Genomic DNA, 18,617 nt, shown 5'->3' with positions numbered 1-18,617 from the left:
TTGCAGGATTTTGAGCCGAAAATCGTCGCCTTCTGCTGCTACTACTGCGCCTACTCGGCCGCCGACCTGGCCGGGTCTTTACGGCTGCAGTACCCGGCCAATATCCGCGTGATTGAAATGCCCTGCTCCGGGAAGACCGACGTGCGGGTACTGCTGGAGGCCTTTGAAAAGGGCGCTGACGGTGTCTACGTCCTGGGCTGCATGGAGGGCGACTGCCATTTCTTGAAAGGTAATTACCGGGCCAAGCGCCGGGTTAAGCAAGCCAAAAAAATCCTGGACGAGATCGGCATCGGCGGCGAACGCCTGGAGATGTACAACCTCTCGGCGGCCATGGGCCCGCGCTTTGCGGAAATCGCCCAGGAGTTCACCGAACGGATTAAGAAACTCGGCCCTAGCCCGTTGAACAAAAACTATCCTCCTCCCCCAAAAGAAGGCGAAGGCCATAAAGGAAATTCGACGAAAGCAGGTGAAGGGGAATGATTATCGCCGAGGCTAAACCCCTGGCCGAAGTGGCAGGGTTAATCAATGATGCGCAAAAAATACTGGTGGTCGGCTGCGGCGGCTGCGTGACCGTGTGCCTGGCCGGCGGCGAAAAGGAAACGGGGATTCTAGCCGCTGCTTTGCGGATGTTAAGGAAAAAGGAAGGCAATCCCCTGGAAACGGTGGAAGTCACCCTGACCCGCCAGTGCGACCCGGAGTACGTCGACATGCTGGCTAAATATGTAACCGACGACATCGACGCCATCATCTCTTTGGCCTGCGGCGTCGGCGTCCAGTTTTTGGCCGAACGCTACCCTAAATGGGTAGTGCCGGCCTTAAACACCAAGTTCGCCGGCGCAACTATCGAGCACGGCGTCTGGGAAGAACGCTGCGGCCTCTGCGGCGAGTGCATCCTCTATAAAACCGGGGGGATCTGCCCCGTTATCCGCTGCTCCAAAAGCATTCTCAACGGCCCCTGTGGCGGCTCCCAGAACGGCAAATGCGAGGTCAACCCGGAAACCCCCTGCGCCTGGCAGCTCATCTACGACCGGTTGAAGACCCTCGGTAAACTCGACCTCCTCCTGGAAATCCAGCCGCCCAAGGATTGGTCCAAATCCCGGGACGGCGGTCCCCGCAAAGTGGTACGAGAGGATGTGAGGCTGGCATGAAGACGGAAAGCAAACTGGAAAGACTCCTTTCCCAGGGGCATTTCGTGGTGAGCGGGGAAATAGGGCCGCCGAAACACGCCAACCCCGAAGGGATAAAAAAACATGCCGCCCTCCTTAAAGACTACGTGGATGCCATGAATTTGACGGACAACCAGACGGCCATCGTGCGCCTTTCCAGCATCGCCGCCGGCGTCCACGTCCTTGCAAGCGGGGGCGAACCCATCATCCAGATGACGGTCCGGGACCGCAACAGGATCGCCCTGCAGAGCGACCTTCTGGGCGCCTACAGTTTAGGTATGCGCAACGTCCTCTGCCTCTCGGGCGACCACCAAAGCTTTGGCAACCACCCAACGGCCAAAAACGTCCATGACATAGATTCCATCCAGCTCATCAAAATCGTCAAGGACCTGCGGGACGAGAAAAAGTTCGCCTGCGGGGAAGAGCTGAAAGGTAATGAGCCCCGCTTCTTCATAGGCGCCGCTGCCAACCCCTTCGCCGATCCCTTTGAGTTTCGGGTCTTACGGCTGGAAAAGAAAATCAACGCCGGGGCCGACTTCATCCAGACCCAATGCATCTTCGACATGGAGCGTTTCGAGAAGTTCATGGCCATGGTCAGGGAAAGGGGGCTTCACAAAAGGGCCTACATCATCGCCGGCGTCATGCCCTTAAAATCCGCCAAAGCCGCCCGGTATATGCAGCAGTCGGTGGCCGGGATGATCGTTCCCGAGGAAATCGTCAGCCGCATGGAAAAAGCCGCCGACCCCAAAGCCGAAGGGGTGGCGATATGCGTTGAACAGATAAAACACCTAAGAAACATTGAAGGTGTAGCCGGCGTGCACATCATGGCCGTCATGTGGGAAGATATCATCCCCACCATCGTCAAGGAAGCCGGCCTCTACCCCCGCCCCAAAGTGGATTAAATCGGCTCCCCCGGGTTTATCCCGGGGGTTTTTTCGCCCATGCTGGCAGGAATTTGTTTTTTTAGCGCGAATAATACATTAAGAACGTATGCAAATAACTTTATCCTCCGAGCCAACCTGTCCTAAAGGAAAGATCCCATGGCGGGTAGGCCTGGACCTTTTGGTCCACGGGGTATACCGGGAAACTGGTATGCCTTCCAGGTATCGAAAAGGAGGGGGTGACTATATTAGCGCATTATTTTTGCCATAAGACCCCGCTCCCCAGTAGAGGCGGGGTTTTACTTTGGCGTTTATATAATCTGGGAAGGGAGTAGGTTTGAATGCAGTTTTTAGAAAGCATAAGGGAAAAATTCCGCCGAATGATAGAAACGAGGAACCTCAGCGGCGATGAAGAGGTAAAAATTGTCAGCGCCAGGCCGTTGACACCGGAAGAAGCTATCGGTCGGCCGGAACGCCAGGATTTTCCCCTTCTGAAGGGCAAGGAAACGATGATCCAGGCCACGTTTTTGGGTTCTTGCGGCCAAGCGTATACCGACATGCCCGGCAACTACCAGGGGACTCTCAAGGAAGTTTTGGCTATACCCCTATGCACCAATTACGAAAGGGCCGTTTTTATCGCCACCTTGAACGCCGTGATGCGCCATTTAAAGCTAATTGATAGGACCATTCACTGCCGCGACCGGGAACCGGGACTCTGTGCCGCCCGCCTGGTAGATTATGTCCGGGAGCGTTTCGGCAGTCCGCGCATTGCCTTTATCGGCCTGCAGCCGGCCATGATCGCGGCCCTGGCCGCCCATTTCCCCATCCGGGTGACAGATCTCGATCCCGATAATGTCGGCCGGCGCAAAGACGGGGTTTTGATAGAAGATGCCAGCCGTACGCCGGAAATAGTCGCCTGGAGCGATTTGGTTTTAGCCACCGGCACCACGGCCGTCAATGACACTTTATCCGGGGTAATGGGAGTAAAACCCGTCGTCTTTTATGGGGTAACCATCAGCGGGATTGCCCGTCTAGAGGGTTATGAGCAGTATTGTGCCTTTGGACATTAAAGCATAGGAGACGATGGCTGTGAATGTAAGACTGGTACGTATATTATTGGGTTTCATGTTGGCGGGAGTTCTGGCACTTAGTGGCTGTAGTAAAACGAAAGTCCAGCCGCAACAGCTAGATAAAGCGAAAGACGAACAGAGCCTTTTAGTTTACAGCGGCGCCGGCCTTAAAAATCCGGTTGAAGAGATCGGGACCGCCTTTCACGCCAAAACCGGCATAAAGATTAATTATACCTTTGGCGGTGCCGCCCAGCTCAACAACCAGATAATATTAACCGGGCAGGGGGACGTTTACCTGCCGGGGGATGTAGCGGAATTAAAGCCCGTTAAAGAAAAAGACCTGGTGGCCTGGGAAAAGGATGTCGTCTATCACATGCCGGTACTGGCTGTTCCCAAGGGGAATCCTGCTGGCATCCACAAATTAGCCGACCTGGGGCGTCCGGGAGTGAAAGTAGCCCTGGGGGACCCCCAGGCCCTACCTATTGGCAAGCTGGCCGATCAGCTCCTTAAGGAGAAGGGTTTGTTAGAAGCAGTCAATAAAAATGTGGTAGTCAGGACGCCGACGGCAAATGAACTGGTGGTGTATTTAAGTACCGGTCAGGCTGATGCTGCCATTATCTGGGAAGAAAATGCCCGGAGCGTAAAAGATAAGATCGAAGTATTAGCAATACCCGAATTACGGGAATGTGTTAAAACCGTGCCGGTAGCAGTGCTAACATGTTCCCAGGAAAAAGAGCTGGCTCAACAATTAGCCGAATTTTATACATCGGCGGATGCCTGCCAGATTTGGCAAAAATGGGGCTACAAACCGGTTAGCAGGTAAGGTTAAGCAGGGGGTAACGCTCGGGGATGAAACTTTTTAAAGCAGCTAATATATTTATTACCTGCCTGGTGCTACTTTTTATCATGGTTGCCGTGGGGACCGTGTTGGTTCGGGGGCTTCCCCATATTCCTTTTTCTTTAACGTCGCCGGAGCTTATTTTTGCCATCAGGCTCAGCCTTTTAACATCAATAATTTCTACAGCTGCTTGTCTGATCGTCGCGATACCTATAGCTTACTGCTTGGCCCGCTATAACTTACCAGGTCAGAGCTTAATGGTAAATATCCTCCGCATCCCCTTAACCTTACCGCCTGTTGTCTCCGGTGTTTGCCTTCTCCTCCTTTTTGGGACTACCGCCCTCGGCAAAACCTTGGCCGGCTTAGGCCTGCGTTTTGTTTTTACCGTCCAGGGGATAATTTTGGCCCAGTTTTTTGTCAATCTACCTTCTTTAATTACCGTTCTCAAGGCGGCCATAGAGAACGTGGATATCCGTCTGGAATACGTAGCCCGGACCCTGGGTTATTCCCAGGCCGGGGCTTTTTTTAAAGTTACCTTGCCGTTAATCCGTAATAATATCCTTGCCGGTTTGGTTCTTACCTGGGGCAAAGCTCTGGGAGAATTTGGCGCGGTGCTCATGCTGGCCGGCGCCACCAGGTTTAAAACGGAAACCCTGCCCATTTCTATCTATTTAAATATGGCTACCGGCGACATGGAGGCTTTGATGGCCTCAGCAACTATTCTGATCCTCATCGCGGTTATTACCCTCGCGATTTTTGAGCGGGTGGGGGCGAAACCCTTTGAAAGGCTGCCGGACCTGTAAAGTCGAAGACTGCCTTTAATAAGGACAGTGAACAATAATTCCAGGGATAAAATCAAAATGCTTTTTATTCCTTGTGGCGAGAACAGCGTCCAGATGTAATGCTGTTGCCGCTATCCCATTTAAGCCATCGAACAGCCGTACCATTTTTTCTTGCTGTTCAGCCGTAATATGGGGCGCAGTATATAATTCCATAACGGTATCTGTTGCCAATTTTCTTTTTTGGATTTATTAAGCATCACCTATGACAAGCTCGTCCTGGCTACCGGGTCGTCTCCTGTTATTCCCCCGGTAAAAGGGGCTGACCTGGAAGGCGTTTTCGTAGTCAAAAAAGACGTAGCCTATATAGCTAAGGTAATTTTCTACAGGAGGCCCCTCTTGTGAAGGAGGGGCCTTTTTGCAAGGCGATATTGACGTATGTTCTTTATAGATTTATACTAAAGTCAAGCGGGGGTGAACAGTAAATGCCGGAATTTGAATTCAAATGCAGCGATTGCGGGGCTATAAGTACATTTAACAAGCGAGAAGATGCGGATATTTGTCCTAACTGCGGCAGTACGAGGTTGGTGAGGATATTCTCGGTGCCGCATATAGTAAAAAGCCGCCCGGAGGCCGGCGGGAAAACGCTGTGCTGCGGGAGGGATTCCCGGCCGGAAGGCTGCACGCCTGGCGGTTGCTGCCACGGTTAAAAGGGGAGGGTAAATAAGAATGGCCGGAACCATTGAAATTATCAACCTGGTAGACAATACGGTCACCTCCAGGGGCTTGATAGCCGAGCATGGCCTGGCTTTCCTGGTACGAATCGGGAAAAGGACCATCCTTTTCGATACCGGGGCCGGGGGTGCCGTTGTCCAGAACATGTTGAGCCTGGGTCTCGATCCGCGGGAAATTACAGCTATTGCCCTGAGTCACGGCCATGACGACCATACCGGAAGCCTGAAAAAGATCTGCGAGATTACCGGCCCCCTTCCCGTATACGCCCACCCCGATATCTTCGTGGCTAAATACCGCCTCCGGGAAGGGGAGGAAGCCAGGTATATCGGTATCCCCTGGTCGCGGGCAGAATTAGAGGCAAGCGGTGCGGTATTTCACCTCTCCCGGCAACCCGTCGAGCTGGGGGAAGGAATTTTTTTAACCGGCGAAATCCGTCGTCGACAGGCTTTTGAAGCTATAAGCCGGGAATTTCGCCTCCTTGCCGGTGGCGAATACCTCCAGGACAGCCTCTGGGACGACCAGTCTTTAATCATCACTACCAGGGAAGGGCCGCTGGTGCTCCTGGGCTGCGCCCACTCCGGCTTGATCAGTACCCTGGAGCACGTCCTGGACCTTACCGGTGCCAGCCGCATCTTCGCCGTCATTGGCGGTACCCACTTAAAGGACGCCGGCCCGGAGCGGCTAGAGGAGACGATAAAGACTCTGCCGCGGTTTGGTCTCCAGTACCTGGTAGCGTGCCACTGTACCGGTTTTCGGGCCAGTGCCGCCCTCTACCAGGCCCTGGGAGATAAGTTTATTTACAATGAAGCAGGACGTACCTTCAGGTTCGATTGTTAACTACATACAGGACATGCGAGGCTCATATTACAAGGGCTCATATTAAAAGAAAGAAGCAATATGATTACCGATGAAATGGCCAGACCCCAGAAATTTTCTGCAGAGATTTTTTTCATCAAGGCGGAAAATACCGGTCCTCCAACTAGAGGTCACCAGCCGCTGCCAGCTTAAATGTTCTTTTTGTCCCCACACCTTTTTGCAAGACGGCTGGTATGGCGCTGACTTTCCGTGGGAACTTTTCGTGCGCTATATCGCCCCTTATTTGCAGCAGGTAGGTTTGATCTACTTCCAGGGCTGGGGCGAACCTCTCTTGCACCCGCGGCTATTTGATATGATGCAGCTAGCCAAAGAACAGGGCTGCCGGGTAGGCTTCACTACCAACGGCATCCTCCTGGGAACCGCTATTTTGGAGCGACTGGTGGAAATGCAGAGTGACATCCTGGGCCTTTCTGTAGCGGGGGGCAACCAGGTAACCCATGCTATGTTACGTTCCGGCTCCAGTCTCAAGCGATTGCTTACTAATATTAGCCGCCTGGCAGATATCAAACAAAAGCGAGGTAGCCCTTTACCCAAAATTATCTGTTCTTACCTGATGACCAGGAAAAATTTACTTGAACTCCCGGCCTTCATAGAACTTGCGGCCAGCGCCGGGGCCGATGAAGTGGTGGCCACCAACCTGGATCTCACCCTTTCCCCGGAGATGGAAGAGTTAAGGGTGTTTGCTTGTCCGGGAGAAGCACTTCCTGGAGACTACCTTTTTGCTGTTCAGGCTGCCGAAGAGCAAGCCGGGCGTCTGGGTCTTAATTTAAGAGTTTATCCACTGCAGTTTAATCTTGACGTCATGGTCTGCGATGCCTGGCCCTTAAAACACATTTTCATCAATAGCCACGGCGAGGTAGCCCCTTGTGTTTACCTTGGACTGCCCTATAAAGGTGTAGCACCCCGTTACTTTTGCCGGCAGGAAGCGCCCTTTACTCCTTTTAATTATGGCAAAATTACTGAAGGCTTGACCAGGGTGATTAAAAATAAAGCCGCCCGGGAATTTAAACAGCCCTTTCGTTACCGGCTGGACCTGACCAACCCTTTTCTCCTGGATAATCCGGAAGTACCGGTGCCTCCCCCGCCGTGTACCAACTGTTACAAGCTCTTTGGCTTGTAGCGCTATACGAAATAATGCGCTGCGATTGCCTTGAACGCCGCTCGAACTGAGGCTGCCGGCTACGGCGTCAAGGCCTTTAATATTTATTGACATGGGGCCATAAGGCGGATATAATAATAATGAACAAATGTCCAAAAGCAAGTTGAAGCTGATTCTCAGGGGGCTAGAGATAATGTACGGCGAACTGCTTCTCGATCATTTTATAAACCCGCGTAATGTAGGCGTCATAAAAAATGCGGATGGCATTGGCACTATAGGCGACCCTGACTGTGGCGACTATCTCTGTATTTATATAAAAGTAAAGGATAACCGGCTGGCAGACGTTAAATTTCAGGTTTACGGTTGCCCGGCGGCCATAGCTACTAGCAGCATTCTTACGGAAATGGCCAGAGGTAAGACATTGGAAGAAGGCCTTAAAATTACCGACGCCGATGTGGCGGCGGCAATTGGCGGTCTGCCGGAAGTTAAGCTACACTGTTCCAACCTGGGAGCCAGCGCCCTGCATGAAGCAATTCGCGATTATCAAAGAAAGTTTAAGGAAGGGGGTTAGGAAATGCCTGTCATTACCTCTTTACACCTGGAAAAATTTCAAGAAAGCGATCGGCGTTTAACCCCCCAGCGGCAGGCGGTTCTAAAGGCCTTTATGGAACTGTCCCGGGAACACCCTACGGCAGAAACCATTTACCATGCGGCGCGCCGGTACTGCCCGACGGTTGGAAGGGCGACCGTTTATCGGACATTGGATTTATTTACCCAGATGGGGATTATTGTTAAGGCTCCGACCCTTAACGGTTCGGCCAGATATGAGATGAATAGAAGCCCCCACAGCCACTTTGTCTGCTTAAAGTGCGGTCGTACCTACGAGTTTCAGAGAACGCAAGAGCCTCTAGGGAAATATACAAATGAGGAAGGGTTTGAAGTCCTAAGCACCTCTACAATCTTTTTCGGTTACTGCCCGGCCTGCCGCGAATAAAATTCATTGACATTTTTTAAGAGAAAAGTTATATAATTATAATGCAAATGCAAATCGATTGCAGGAGGCCGGGAGGTTAAATGAAAGTCGGTTACAAATCGCGGGGCATCGTCTTAAAATTACTGGTTATCGCCCTCATTTTTTTTATTGCAGGTTGTCGGGCAAAGGAAGGTCTAGTGCCGGCGGAAAGCGGCCCCTTAAAAATTTATACTACCTTTTATCCCCTTTATGATTTCACTAAAAAGATAGTTGGGGATAGAGCCGTGGTAGAGAATCTACAACCTGCAGGTGTCGAACCCCATGATTATGAGCCTTCGCCCCGGCAGATTGCTTCGATTTACAGCGGGAAATTATTTATTTTTTTAGGTGAACCCATGGATGCCTGGGCAAAGAAAATTGAGGGCCAGCTGCAGGAGAAGGGAGTCGTGACCTTGGAAGCGGGCAAAGGTCTGATAGAAAACAATGACCCCCACATATGGCTGGACCCACTCCTTGCCCGGGAGATAGCCAGGAGGATATTTGAAGCAGTGGCGACGGTAGACGGCGATAATAAAAGTTATTATGAAAAAAATTACCATGAATTGGACGAAAAATTTGCCATGCTGGACCGTGAGTACCGAGATACCCTGAACGCCGTTACTAGAAGAGATATCGTAACCTCCCATGCCGCCTTCGGTTATCTTGCCAGGCGTTACGGCCTCAACCAGATTCCTATCAGCGGGCTTTCACCCCAGCAGGAACCGTCGGCCCAGCAGATGGCGGAGCTCATAACCCTTTGCCGCAGCAAAGGCGTAAAATATATCTTTTTTGAAACCCTGGCCAGTCCTAAACTGGCCGAAGCCCTGGCACGGGAGGCGGGAGCGGGAACTTTGGTTTTAAATCCTATCGGCGGATTGACTAAGGAAGAGATGGAGGCCAGCGAAGACTACTTTTCCATTATGGCAAAAAATCTGGCGGCCCTCAAAAAAGCCCTGGAGTAGAAAGGAAAATCATTATGGACCGTTGCCTTGAATGTGGAGAAGTAGTTCGCATGAACGATGTCACCTTTGCTTATAACGGCATCCCCGTCCTTGAAGGGGTCAATCTAAAGGTGAACTGCGGCGATTTTCTTGCCCTTATCGGGCGCAACGGCGCCGCCAAGTCCACTCTGCTGAAAATAATGGTGGGCCTTCTTAGGCCCAAAAGCGGGGAAGTAAGGCTATTTGGCAGGGACATTAGGAACTTTCGGGATTGGGGCTTGATAGGTTACATTTCACAGAATGCCGGCGATATCAATGCTTCTTTTCCCGCAACTGTGGCCGAGGTAGTGGCTTCCGGGTATTACGGGGGCTTGAAAGGGTTTTTGGATAGACGCGCCAGGAAAAATATTATCGACGAAGCCATGGAATTGGTGGGTATTAGAGATTTGGCGGGTCGCCTCATTGGCGAACTTTCCGGCGGCCAGCGCCAGAAGGTTTTTCTCGCGCGGGCCCTGGCCAAAAAACCGGCGGCCCTGTTCCTTGACGAGCCTACCACCGGCATAGATGCCGCCGCACGGGAAGAGTTTTATCGCCTTCTCGCCCATCTAAACCGGGAAAGGGGCATGACGATAGTTATCGTAACCCATGATATAGGGGCGGCTTTTACTAGGGCCCAAAAAATTGGCTGTGTTCGCGATCGACACGTCTACATTCATGAGCAAATAAATGAAGTGGACCAGAACCACATCGCCGACGTTCTCGGTTACCGTATAGGTGATGATTATGTGGATCTTTAGCTTTGATTTCATGCAGCGGGCCTTGATAGCCGGTATGATTACCGCCGTTCTGGCCGCCACCCTGGGTGTCTTTATTGTACTTAGAAGGTTATCCCTGGTGGGTGACAGTCTGGCCCATGCCAGCCTGGCCGGCGTCGCCGGAGGGATGCTCTTGGGTTTTTATCCTTTTTACGGCGCCCTACTTGCGGCGGCCGGCGCCGCTTTAATCATCGAGTTTATCCGCCGGGCCTTTCCTCGCTATGCCGAAGTAGCCCTGGCGGTAGTCATGTCCGGCGGTATGGCCCTGGCTGTGATCATGATCAGCTTAAAAAAGGTCTTTAACGCCGATCTCTTTTCATATTTGTTCGGCAGCCTGGTGGCCGTATCCCCAAGGGATGTGGCGGTCATTGCCGGTGCCGGCATATTTATCCTTATATCCGTAACGCTTCTACACCGCGAGCTTTTTGCCATTACCTTTGACGAAGAGGCGGCGCGCCTGGCGGGAATACCGGTCACTGCCGTGAGCATTTATTTTACCTTGCTCACTGCCCTGACCGTCGCCCTGGCGGTAAGGGTGGTGGGGACCCTTTTGGTGTCGGCCTTAATGGTAATACCGCCGGCAGTGAGCCTGCAGGTTGCCCGCAGTTTCAAAGAAACTTTCGTTATAGCCATCCTGGCGGCCCTTATTTCGGTGACTTGCGGCCTGTACGCTTCGTTTATTTTCGATTTGGCCCCCGGGGGGACTATTGTGCTTATTGCGGCGGGGTTGCTGGTGGCAGTTATGGTTGGGAAAGGAGTAATAAAAAAGTGGATGTAGAAGAACTGTTAAGGCAAAACGACCTCAGGGTAACTCCCCAGCGAAAGGCCATCCTGGCGGTCCTTAAAAACACCCGCTCTTTTTTAAGCGCTCAAGATCTGTTCCAAAAGGTCATTGAAATTCTTCCCGGAACAAATTTTTCTACCGTTTACCGCAACATAGATCTATTGCTCGAAAAAGGGCTTTTATGCCGCGTTTCTTCCCAGACAGGTGCCGATTTATACGAACTGCGGCGGGAGGAAGGACACCATCATCACGCCGTGTGTAAAATGTGCGGCGCTTATTTTGCCGTTGACTTTTGTCCCATGGAAGAATTAGTACAGGAGTTGGACCGCAAAGGGTTCTTGCCGACGGAACATTGTTTTGAAGTTTACGGCTTGTGCGCGAAGTGCCGGGAGGGAAAAAGAAAAATTGAATAACCTTGGGAAGGGGAAAATTATATTTAATAACATCGCCTGGCAGGTAATAATTGATGGTTAGACGCGAAAAAGAATTGCATCTTTTGTACCAACTCTGCTGCCTATATGGCGTAGAGCCCGCCTATCGCGATGGTGAGGGTAACCTCCAGACGGCTGAACCGGAAACGTTGCTGGCGGTTTTACAGGCCCTGGGAGCGCCGGTGGCTAATATGGCCGACGTCTTAAGGGCCGTGCGTGAGCGACGTCAGGAGCGCTGGCGTAAATTTTGTGAGCCGGTAACCGTGGTTTGGTCCGGTAGTAGTCCCTGCTTAGAACTCCGCCTGCCTGCGGCAAAGATTGCTAGCCGCCTGGAATGCAAACTGCATTTAGAAGGAGGCGGGTTGTGGCGGTATAGCATTGTACCCTCTTCCCTCCCCCTAACCCGGGCGGCCGTGGTGGAAGGAGCTGTTTATGAAGCCCGGCTGTTGCGGCTGCCTATAAAATTACCCTGGGGCTATCACCGCTTGTCTTTAAGTTTTGCCGGGGACGATAAAGAGGTAATGCTGATTTCCGCCCCTTTTCAGGCATGGAACCTGCCGAAAGGCCGGGAAAAAATATGGGGCTGCTTTGTGCCCCTATATGCCCTTCATTCGCAGCGCAGCCTGGGATCCGGTGATTTCGGGGACCTGGAGGCCTTTTCTAATTGGGTGGAACGGCTGGGCGGCAGTTTTGTCGCCTCTTTACCCTTCCTGGCTGCTTTTCTGGATGAACCCATGGAGCCCAGTCCCTATCAGCCCGTAAGCCGCCTTTTTTGGAATGAGTTTTATTTGGACGTTTCTCAGCTGGAAGAAGTGCAGAAATCCCGAGAGGCCCGGGATTTCTTAAACTCGAAGGAATTCCAGGACGAAGCGGCTTTTTTACGGAAAACATCTTTTGTCGATTATCGACGGGTAATGGCTCTCAAGAGAAAAGTCTTTGCAATCTGTGCCCGTGAATTTTATAACAGTAACGTAAAAGGACAGGCGGAATTAGCCACCTGGGTGGCCGGCAAAAGGGAAGTTCTAGATTACGCCCGGTTCCGGGCCGCCGTGGAAAAAAGGCGTGCCGGCTGGACGGCGTGGCCGGCACGAATGCGGGACGGTTTTCTAAAAGAGGGCGATTATGATCGGGAAGTCGCGGCGTATCATTTATATGTCCAATGGCAGGCCCATCGCCAGCTCCAATCCCTGGCCAAAGGCAATTTGTATCTCGATTTGCCCCTGGGAGTCCACCGCGAGGGATACGACGTCTGGCGCTACCGCCGGAATTTTTGCCTGGCGGCCAGCAGCGGGGCGCCGCCCGATGCTTTTTTTCGCGAGGGACAAGACTGGGGATTTCCTCCCCTGCACCCGGAAGGAATACGGGAAGACGGCTACCGCTATTATATAGCCTGCCTGCGCCATCACCTGCGCCATGCAGGTATTTTGCGCCTGGATCACGTCATGGGTTTGCACCACCTTTTTTGGATACCGAAAGGGCTTACAGCCGCGGAAGGAGTTTACGTTCGCTATCACGCCGAGGAATTTTACGCAATTTTGGCCTTAGAATCCCGGCGCCATAAAGCATTACTTGTCGGTGAAGACCTGGGTACGGTGCCGGGTTACGTCCGCCGTGCCATGGAGCGGTACAAGGTCAACCGCATGTATATCCTGGCCACCGAATACACCGGAAAGCCGAGCCGGGCCCTGGCACCGGTGCGTGCCGGGTGTTTGGCCGGCCTGAATACCCACGACATGCCGCCCTTTGCTTCTTTTTGGCGGAATAAGCTAAGGCAAGGCGGCCGTCTAAAGGCGGCTCTCCCCCTTTTCCTGTATCATCAAGGTTTTTTGTCAGTAGCCACGACGGAGGCCGGCAGCCTTTTACGTGGTTGCCTAGCCTATCTAGCCGCAAGCCGGGCGAAGCTTCTTCTCGTCAACCTTGAGGATCTATGGTTGGAAAGAGAGCCCCAGAATGTCCCGGGTACGGGAAACCGTTACCCCAACTGGCGGCGGAAAACGCGCTACAGCCTGGAGGAATTCAGCGGGATGTCGCAAATAGTGTCCCTGCTTAAAGAAGTCAACCGCCTGCGGGATGGGGATTAAGCGGCAGGATTTTAGCTTTGCATGGCGAATAAAATATTTAACAACCATGGAGGTTGTAAGATGTAACCACGGAGGGTATGTGCCCCAGAAGGGGCGCCTGAAGTGGTTATTTTTATTTTCTAGATGGGAGAAAAGGAGAGATTTAAATCATGGAACCAATTACCAACGATTGGGAAAGGGCCGTGGCCTTTCACGGTCACAGGTGCCCGGGGCTGGCGATAGGCTACCGGGCGGCCAAAATCGCCCTGCGGGAGCTGGCGGCCGCACGGGCCGGGGATGAGGAACTGGTGGCCATTGTTGAAACCGATGCCTGCGGCGTGGATGCCCTCCAGGTTCTTACCGGCTGTACCCTGGGCAAAGGCAATCTTTTATACCGGGATTACGGCAAGCACGCATTTACTGTGGCCAATAGGCAGAGCGGAGCCGCCGTACGGGTGGCTATGAAAAGTGCGGCTTGGTCGGAGGATGAAAATTACCGCAGCCTGCGGCAAAGGGTTTTGAGCGGCCGGGCAACGCCGGAGGAAGAGGAACTGTATGCCGGTTACCAGGAAAAGCGTTTGCAGCATATCCTGGAGGCGCCGGAAGAGGAAATATTTAAAATAGAGCACATAAACCTGGAACTGCCGGAAAAAGCTCGCCTCTTCAACTCCGTCACCTGTGCCTACTGCGGGGAACAGGTGGCCGAGGTGCGGGCCCGGATAAAAAACGGGAAAATAGCCTGTATTCCCTGCGCCGAAAATTACAGCCGCGGCTGGGGGGAGAGAAAATAATGGGGGAGTTGAAAAAGGAAAAGACTTTGATAACGACGCTATTGGTATTCTTGATGATATTTGGCCTGGCAGGGTGCGGCCGGCGGGCGGCGGAACCGCAACGGGATTTGGCCGCAGCCGCCAAAATAACCGACATGCTGGGGCGGGAAGTGACGGTATCTATTCCGGCCGATAAAATCGTGGCCATCGGTCCCGGCGCTTTAAGGCTCGTCTGTTATGTCGCCGGTACCGACAAGGTAGCGGGCATTGAAAACGTGGAAAAACAGCAGCCCGCCGGGAAACCATACCTGCTAGCCCATCCTGAATTGTTGACAAAACCGGTAATCGGCCCCGGGGGTCCAGATTCAACGCCTGATGCGGAAAAACTGGCCAGCGTTAAGCCGGACGTTGTTTTCGTCACCTCCCTGGTGGACAGGATGCAGGCAGATGAGCTGCAGGCGAAAACCAATATTCCCATAGTAGTATTAAGCTACGGCACAACGGCCGTCTTTGACGAAGACGTTTACCGTTCCCTGGAGTTAATCGGCAAGATTACCGGTAATGATGAGAGGGCAGGGGAAGTAATAGCTTATCTGAAAAATTGTCAGCAGGATTTAAATACGCGGACAAAGGATATACCGGAAACCCAAAAACCCAAGGTTTATGTGGGCGCCCTGGGCATGAAGGGGACCCATGGCATTGAAAGCACCAGGGGTCAATACGCCCCCTTTGTAGCCATTAACGCCCGCAATGTAGTCGATGAAACCGGCAAAACGGGGAGCGTCATGATCGACAGGGAAAAACTTTTAATTTGGGACCCAGATATCATTTTTATCGACGCAGCCGGTTTAAAGCTGGTGCAGGAAGACTATAAGAAAAATCCCCAGTTTTATCACTCCCTCAAGGCGGTGCGGGAGGGGCGCCTTTACGGCCAGATTCCTTTTAACTATTATTCCACCAATATTGATACCGCCATCGCCGACGCCTATTATGCGGGCAAGGTGATTTATCCCGAAAGGTTCAAGGACATCGATCCGGCCCAGAAGGCCGATGAGATTTATCAATTCCTATTAGGAAGGCCGGTATACGAACAAATGGCTAAAGACTTTGGCGGTTTTAAAAAGATAGATCTAGCAAGGCCGTAACAAACGATTTTACCAGGCGAGGTGGAAAGTTGGAATACTTACAATACACCCGGCGTAATATATTAATTATTTTTTTCCTTGTTTTTCTTAGTTGTTTGGTGGGGATTTATGCCATAAACGCCGGGTCGGCGGAACTTACACCGTATCAGGTAATACGGACTTTGCTGGGTTTGGGGGAAAGTCGGGCGGACATAATCATCTGGAACATACGCCTGCCGCGGGTGCTGGCGGCCTTCACTGCTGGCGTGGGTCTTTCCGTGGCGGGATGTGTAATGCAGAACATCCTCCGCAACCCCCTGGCTTCCCCCTTCACCCTGGGCGTTTCCCAGGGTGCGGCATGCGGCGCTGCCCTGGCCATCGTTGCCCTGGGGGCGGGAAGCACCCAGCGCACTGTGGCCGACGCGGTGCTTATTAACAATCCTTATGTGGTGACGTTTTCCGCCTTTTTAGGGGCCATGGCCGCGACCTTAGTGATTATATTCTTGGCCTCGCAAAAAGGCTTTTCTCCCGAAGCCATGGTTTTGAGCGGGGTGGCCCTGGGATCCCTGTTTTCCGCCGCGACTATTATCATCCAATATTTTGCCAGCGATGTGCAGGTAGCGGCCATTGTTTTCTGGACCTTCGGCGACATTGGTCGGGCTTCCTGGCGGGATTTAGAAATTATGGTTTTGGTTATTGCCGTCGCCTTCCTTTATTTCATGGCCAACAGGTGGAACTACAACGCCCTGGACGGCGGCGAGGAAACAGCCAAAGGCCTGGGTGTGAACGTAGAAAAGGTTAGGCTTTTGGGGATGTTTACAGCCTCGTTGATAACGGCCGCCATTGTTTCTTTCCTGGGTATCATTGGGTTTATCGGCCTGGTAGGACCGCACCTGATGCGGCGGTTAATAGGCGGCGATCATCGCTTTTTAATCCCGGCGGCAGGGGTTATGGGAGGGCTTCTGCTTCTGGCCGCTGATACCGTTGGTCGGACCGTTATCGCCCCGGTCGTCCTCCCCGTAGGAGCCATAACCTCCTTTATGGGAGCGCCCATGTTTTTATATCTCCTTGCCAGGGGGGGTAGAAGACGATGATTATTGAGGTAGACGGCGTGGAATTCAGCTATAACGGTCACCCTGTGTTAAGGAATGTTAAGTTTTCCGTGGCCCCGGGAGAGTTTCTGGCCGTTTTGGGTAACAACGGCGCCGGGAAGTCCACCCTCATCAAATGCCTGAATAAAATTTTGCAACCCCGGCGGGGAACGGTTTTAATCGATAAAGAAAACGTTCTGCAACTCCACCGACAGGAAGTGGCGCGGAAAATCGGTTATGTTCCCCAGAGGAGCGAAGGCGGCAGGGTCACCGTTTTTGATGCCGTCCTTTTAGGCCGGAAACCCCACATTAAGTGGGACGTCTCCGTTGATGACTTAAATATCGTGGAACGGGTTTTAGCGCTTCTGAACCTCAAAGGACTTGCCCTGCGTTATATTGACGAGTTGAGCGGCGGCGAGCTGCAAAAGGTGGTCATTGCCCGCGCCCTGGCCCAGGAACCGCGGGTCCTTCTTCTCGATGAGCCTACCAGTAATTTAGATTTAAGAAACCAGCTGGAGGTCCTGCGGATCGTAAAAAGGGTTGTGCACGAGCAAGACTTGGCGGCGGTGGTAGTGATGCACGATCTTAATTTAGCTTTACGCTTTGCCGATAAGTTTCTTTTTTTAAAAGACTATACGGTTTTTGCCTGCGGCGGGATGGAGATAATGACACCGGAAAATATCGCCGGCGTTTATGGCATACCGGTAACGATAGCCAAGGTGCAAAACATACCGGTAGTCGTACCTGGATTAAATTGAAACCTCGGAGGATCACCTCCGGGGTTTTTAACTATTGAGGCAGTATTTTATTATTGACATTTGGCCATAATAGATTTATACTAATAATGAACATAGGTCCGAAAGGAGGTGTTAAAATGCCACGTGGTGACAGGACCGGCCCATGGGGTCTTGGACCGCGCACCGGCCGCGGTGCCGGTTACTGCAGCGGCTTTCCCGTACCCGGTTTTATGAACCCCGCCTTTGGCTTCGGTCGGGGTCTGGGACGGGGCCGGGGTCTGGGCCTTGGATGGGGTCGCCGCCTGGCCTGGGGTTTTTTCCCATCGTTTTATGGCTATTACCCCGGTGCCTTTTGGGGCGCGTCCTTTCCCGGCGCCGTACCTCCCGGGGGCGCGGCGCCTGATGCGGAATTTTTAAAGCAACAGGCGGCCGTGTTGGAAAGCCAGCTCAAAATGGTCAAAGAGCAGCTGAAGGCCTTACAGCGGGAAGACCGGGGTGGTGATGAAGCGGGCGACGCCTCAGAGGAGGACCTGTAGGTAAACCCTAATTGCGGGGCCGGGTCATATTTTTCTCCCCGGCCTTTTTGTTTTTATTGACATAAGACCAAAATAGCTTTATAATAAAATGGACGAATGACCGCAACAGAAAGGGGCGAAATGAATGAAAGTGGCCGTTACGGCCCAGGGTAAAGATGGAGCGGCAGCGGTAGATCCCCGTTTCGGGCGCTGCCAGTATTTCGTGATTGCCGACTTGGATAAAAACACCATAGAGGTCGTGGCCAACGACAATGTCGGCGCCGGCGGGGGTGCGGGAGTGGCAACGGCCCAGACCCTGGTAAACCGGGGTGTGGAAGTTGTCCTAACCGGAAACGTCGGGCCCAATGCCCTCCGGGTTCTCCAGGGGGCGGGGATTAAGGTTTACTCAACAACGGCGCCTACGGTCCAGGCGGCGCTGGAACAGTGGCAGGCCGGAAAGGCCACCCCTGTATCTCAGCCTAACGTAGGTCCTCATTCTGGTATGGGTCGAGGAGGTAATCGTTAAGTGAAGATCGCCGTAGCAACCGAGGGAACAATGGTTGCCGAGCATTTCGGTCATTGCTCCCAGTACAGCCTTTTTACCGTGAAAGACGGGAAAGTCATCGGCAGGGAAGTTATCGCCAATCCCGGACATCAACCGGGGTTTTTACCCAATTACCTGGCCGATCTAGGGGTCAACTGCGTTATCGTGGGCGGTATCGGCGCCCGCGCCGTCGAATTGTTCGGCGAGCGGGGCATAGAAGTAATTAGCGGCGCTTACGGACCGGTAGAGGCGGCGGTGCATGCCTACCTTGCCGGCAGCCTCAAAAGCAGCGGCGGTACCTGCAGCCATGACCACGGCGGTCATGAGGGCTGCGGTGGCCATTAATAAA

Annotated in this window: 23 protein-coding genes and 1 riboswitch; all 23 genes read left to right on the top strand. The window is 52.8% G+C overall.

Features of this window, described 5'->3' with window-relative positions; genetic code table 11:
- The 23 genes from MHFGQ_RS10140 to MHFGQ_RS10035 all read left to right on the top strand — a co-directional run bounded on the left by MHFGQ_RS10140 (position 1) and on the right by MHFGQ_RS10035 (position 18,613).
- Positions 1–480, top strand: a complete 480-nt coding sequence (locus tag MHFGQ_RS10140) for a hydrogenase iron-sulfur subunit (RefSeq protein WP_245907810.1) — start codon at positions 1–3, stop codon at positions 478–480.
- Positions 477–1,148 carry a methylenetetrahydrofolate reductase C-terminal domain-containing protein gene (locus MHFGQ_RS10135; RefSeq protein ID WP_106004946.1) on the top strand — a complete coding sequence of 224 codons (672 nt, stop codon included), beginning with the start codon at positions 477–479 and terminating at the stop codon, positions 1,146–1,148. Before MHFGQ_RS10140 ends, MHFGQ_RS10135 begins: the two co-directional genes overlap by 4 nt.
- Complete coding sequence (locus MHFGQ_RS10130; RefSeq protein ID WP_106004945.1) at positions 1,145–2,068, top strand: methylenetetrahydrofolate reductase; 924 nt, start codon at positions 1,145–1,147, stop codon at positions 2,066–2,068. The genes MHFGQ_RS10135 and MHFGQ_RS10130 overlap by 4 nt, the downstream gene beginning before the upstream one ends.
- Before the next feature lie 93 nt (positions 2,069–2,161).
- Positions 2,162–2,299: riboswitch (molybdenum cofactor riboswitch) on the top strand.
- Positions 2,300–2,388: 89 nt separating this feature from the next.
- Positions 2,389–3,117: a Rossmann-like domain-containing protein gene (locus MHFGQ_RS10125; RefSeq protein WP_106006429.1), complete on the top strand. Its 729-nt coding sequence runs from the start codon at positions 2,389–2,391 to the stop codon at positions 3,115–3,117.
- Between the two features lie 19 nt (positions 3,118–3,136).
- Positions 3,137–3,940: a molybdate ABC transporter substrate-binding protein gene (gene modA / locus MHFGQ_RS10120; protein WP_170066404.1), complete on the top strand. Its 804-nt coding sequence runs from the start codon at positions 3,137–3,139 to the stop codon at positions 3,938–3,940.
- 26 nt (positions 3,941–3,966) lie between these two features.
- Complete coding sequence (locus MHFGQ_RS10115) at positions 3,967–4,758, top strand: ABC transporter permease (RefSeq protein WP_106006431.1); 792 nt, start codon at positions 3,967–3,969, stop codon at positions 4,756–4,758.
- Positions 4,759–5,219: 461 nt separating this feature from the next.
- Complete coding sequence (locus tag MHFGQ_RS14000) at positions 5,220–5,444, top strand: FmdB family zinc ribbon protein (RefSeq protein ID WP_106006432.1); 225 nt, start codon at positions 5,220–5,222, stop codon at positions 5,442–5,444.
- Positions 5,445–5,463: 19 nt separating this feature from the next.
- Positions 5,464–6,306, top strand: a complete 843-nt coding sequence (locus tag MHFGQ_RS10110; protein ID WP_106006433.1) for an MBL fold metallo-hydrolase — start codon at positions 5,464–5,466, stop codon at positions 6,304–6,306.
- 70 nt (positions 6,307–6,376) lie between these two features.
- A complete protein-coding gene (locus MHFGQ_RS10105) occupies positions 6,377–7,465 on the top strand; it encodes a radical SAM/SPASM domain-containing protein (protein WP_106006434.1) in 1,089 nt (362 codons plus the stop codon).
- Between the two features lie 172 nt (positions 7,466–7,637).
- Entirely contained in the window at positions 7,638–8,015 is a 378-nt protein-coding gene (locus MHFGQ_RS10100) for an iron-sulfur cluster assembly scaffold protein (RefSeq protein WP_106006435.1), read from the top strand.
- Positions 8,016–8,018: 3 nt separating this feature from the next.
- On the top strand, positions 8,019–8,438 hold the full coding sequence (locus MHFGQ_RS10095; RefSeq protein WP_106006436.1) for a Fur family transcriptional regulator: 420 nt from the start codon (positions 8,019–8,021) through the stop codon (positions 8,436–8,438).
- 80 nt (positions 8,439–8,518) lie between these two features.
- Positions 8,519–9,418: a metal ABC transporter solute-binding protein, Zn/Mn family gene (locus tag MHFGQ_RS10090; protein ID WP_106006437.1), complete on the top strand. Its 900-nt coding sequence runs from the start codon at positions 8,519–8,521 to the stop codon at positions 9,416–9,418.
- A gap of 14 nt (positions 9,419–9,432) precedes the next feature.
- Positions 9,433–10,194: a metal ABC transporter ATP-binding protein gene (locus MHFGQ_RS10085; protein ID WP_106006438.1), complete on the top strand. Its 762-nt coding sequence runs from the start codon at positions 9,433–9,435 to the stop codon at positions 10,192–10,194.
- Positions 10,181–10,990, top strand: coding sequence for a metal ABC transporter permease (locus MHFGQ_RS10080; protein ID WP_245907911.1), 810 nt, complete (start codon positions 10,181–10,183; stop codon positions 10,988–10,990). The genes MHFGQ_RS10085 and MHFGQ_RS10080 overlap by 14 nt, the downstream gene beginning before the upstream one ends.
- Positions 10,981–11,409: a Fur family transcriptional regulator gene (locus MHFGQ_RS10075; RefSeq protein WP_106006439.1), complete on the top strand. Its 429-nt coding sequence runs from the start codon at positions 10,981–10,983 to the stop codon at positions 11,407–11,409. The genes MHFGQ_RS10080 and MHFGQ_RS10075 overlap by 10 nt, the downstream gene beginning before the upstream one ends.
- 53 nt (positions 11,410–11,462) lie before the next feature.
- Positions 11,463–13,508 carry a 4-alpha-glucanotransferase gene (malQ, locus tag MHFGQ_RS10070; protein ID WP_106006440.1) on the top strand — a complete coding sequence of 682 codons (2,046 nt, stop codon included), beginning with the start codon at positions 11,463–11,465 and terminating at the stop codon, positions 13,506–13,508.
- A 149-nt stretch (positions 13,509–13,657) separates the two neighbouring features.
- Complete coding sequence (locus MHFGQ_RS10065; protein ID WP_106006441.1) at positions 13,658–14,278, top strand: FmdE family protein; 621 nt, start codon at positions 13,658–13,660, stop codon at positions 14,276–14,278.
- Positions 14,278–15,402, top strand: coding sequence for an iron ABC transporter substrate-binding protein (locus MHFGQ_RS10060; RefSeq protein WP_106006442.1), 1,125 nt, complete (start codon positions 14,278–14,280; stop codon positions 15,400–15,402). Before MHFGQ_RS10065 ends, MHFGQ_RS10060 begins: the two co-directional genes overlap by 1 nt.
- Before the next feature lie 29 nt (positions 15,403–15,431).
- Positions 15,432–16,475, top strand: coding sequence for a FecCD family ABC transporter permease (locus MHFGQ_RS10055; RefSeq protein ID WP_106006443.1), 1,044 nt, complete (start codon positions 15,432–15,434; stop codon positions 16,473–16,475).
- Positions 16,472–17,230 carry an ABC transporter ATP-binding protein gene (locus MHFGQ_RS10050; RefSeq protein WP_106006444.1) on the top strand — a complete coding sequence of 253 codons (759 nt, stop codon included), beginning with the start codon at positions 16,472–16,474 and terminating at the stop codon, positions 17,228–17,230. The genes MHFGQ_RS10055 and MHFGQ_RS10050 overlap by 4 nt, the downstream gene beginning before the upstream one ends.
- A 116-nt stretch (positions 17,231–17,346) precedes the next feature.
- Complete coding sequence (locus tag MHFGQ_RS10045) at positions 17,347–17,745, top strand: DUF5320 domain-containing protein (protein ID WP_106006445.1); 399 nt, start codon at positions 17,347–17,349, stop codon at positions 17,743–17,745.
- 124 nt (positions 17,746–17,869) lie between these two features.
- The gene (locus MHFGQ_RS10040) at positions 17,870–18,250 is read left to right on the top strand and encodes a NifB/NifX family molybdenum-iron cluster-binding protein (RefSeq protein WP_106006446.1); all 381 of its coding nucleotides are present in this window, start codon (positions 17,870–17,872) and stop codon (positions 18,248–18,250) included.
- Positions 18,251–18,613 (top strand): NifB/NifX family molybdenum-iron cluster-binding protein, encoded by a 363-nt coding sequence (locus tag MHFGQ_RS10035; protein WP_211292945.1) that lies wholly within the window; start codon positions 18,251–18,253, stop codon positions 18,611–18,613.
- Positions 18,614–18,617: the final 4 nt, after the last annotated feature.

Origin of the sequence: Moorella humiferrea, assembly GCF_039233145.1 — a bacterium.
GTDB classification, from domain to species: domain Bacteria; phylum Bacillota; class DSM-521; order Neomoorellales; family Neomoorellaceae; genus Neomoorella; species Neomoorella humiferrea.
Note: the sequence above shows the minus strand (reverse complement) of the source record. Positions and strands in the feature narration are given on the sequence as shown.

Bases quoted from the DNA above. Each gene is read 5' to 3' on its own strand.
- MHFGQ_RS10135 (WP_106004946.1), top strand. From the start codon at position 477: ATGATTATCGCCGAGGCTAAACCCCTGGCCGAAGTGGCAGGGTTAATC.
- MHFGQ_RS10130 (WP_106004945.1), top strand. From the start codon at position 1,145: ATGAAGACGGAAAGCAAACTGGAAAGACTCCTTTCCCAGGGGCATTTC.
- MHFGQ_RS10125 (WP_106006429.1), top strand. From the start codon at position 2,389: ATGCAGTTTTTAGAAAGCATAAGGGAAAAATTCCGCCGAATGATAGAA.
- MHFGQ_RS10115 (WP_106006431.1), top strand. From the start codon at position 3,967: ATGAAACTTTTTAAAGCAGCTAATATATTTATTACCTGCCTGGTGCTA.
- MHFGQ_RS14000 (WP_106006432.1), top strand. From the start codon at position 5,220: ATGCCGGAATTTGAATTCAAATGCAGCGATTGCGGGGCTATAAGTACA.
- MHFGQ_RS10110 (WP_106006433.1), top strand. From the start codon at position 5,464: ATGGCCGGAACCATTGAAATTATCAACCTGGTAGACAATACGGTCACC.
- MHFGQ_RS10105 (WP_106006434.1), top strand. From the start codon at position 6,377: ATGAAATGGCCAGACCCCAGAAATTTTCTGCAGAGATTTTTTTCATCA.
- MHFGQ_RS10100 (WP_106006435.1), top strand. From the start codon at position 7,638: ATGTACGGCGAACTGCTTCTCGATCATTTTATAAACCCGCGTAATGTA.
- MHFGQ_RS10095 (WP_106006436.1), top strand. From the start codon at position 8,019: ATGCCTGTCATTACCTCTTTACACCTGGAAAAATTTCAAGAAAGCGAT.
- MHFGQ_RS10090 (WP_106006437.1), top strand. From the start codon at position 8,519: ATGAAAGTCGGTTACAAATCGCGGGGCATCGTCTTAAAATTACTGGTT.
- MHFGQ_RS10085 (WP_106006438.1), top strand. From the start codon at position 9,433: ATGGACCGTTGCCTTGAATGTGGAGAAGTAGTTCGCATGAACGATGTC.
- MHFGQ_RS10080 (WP_245907911.1), top strand. From the start codon at position 10,181: ATGTGGATCTTTAGCTTTGATTTCATGCAGCGGGCCTTGATAGCCGGT.
- malQ (WP_106006440.1), top strand. From the start codon at position 11,463: ATGGTTAGACGCGAAAAAGAATTGCATCTTTTGTACCAACTCTGCTGC.
- MHFGQ_RS10065 (WP_106006441.1), top strand. From the start codon at position 13,658: ATGGAACCAATTACCAACGATTGGGAAAGGGCCGTGGCCTTTCACGGT.
- MHFGQ_RS10060 (WP_106006442.1), top strand. From the start codon at position 14,278: ATGGGGGAGTTGAAAAAGGAAAAGACTTTGATAACGACGCTATTGGTA.
- MHFGQ_RS10050 (WP_106006444.1), top strand. From the start codon at position 16,472: ATGATTATTGAGGTAGACGGCGTGGAATTCAGCTATAACGGTCACCCT.
- MHFGQ_RS10045 (WP_106006445.1), top strand. From the start codon at position 17,347: ATGCCACGTGGTGACAGGACCGGCCCATGGGGTCTTGGACCGCGCACC.
- MHFGQ_RS10040 (WP_106006446.1), top strand. From the start codon at position 17,870: ATGAAAGTGGCCGTTACGGCCCAGGGTAAAGATGGAGCGGCAGCGGTA.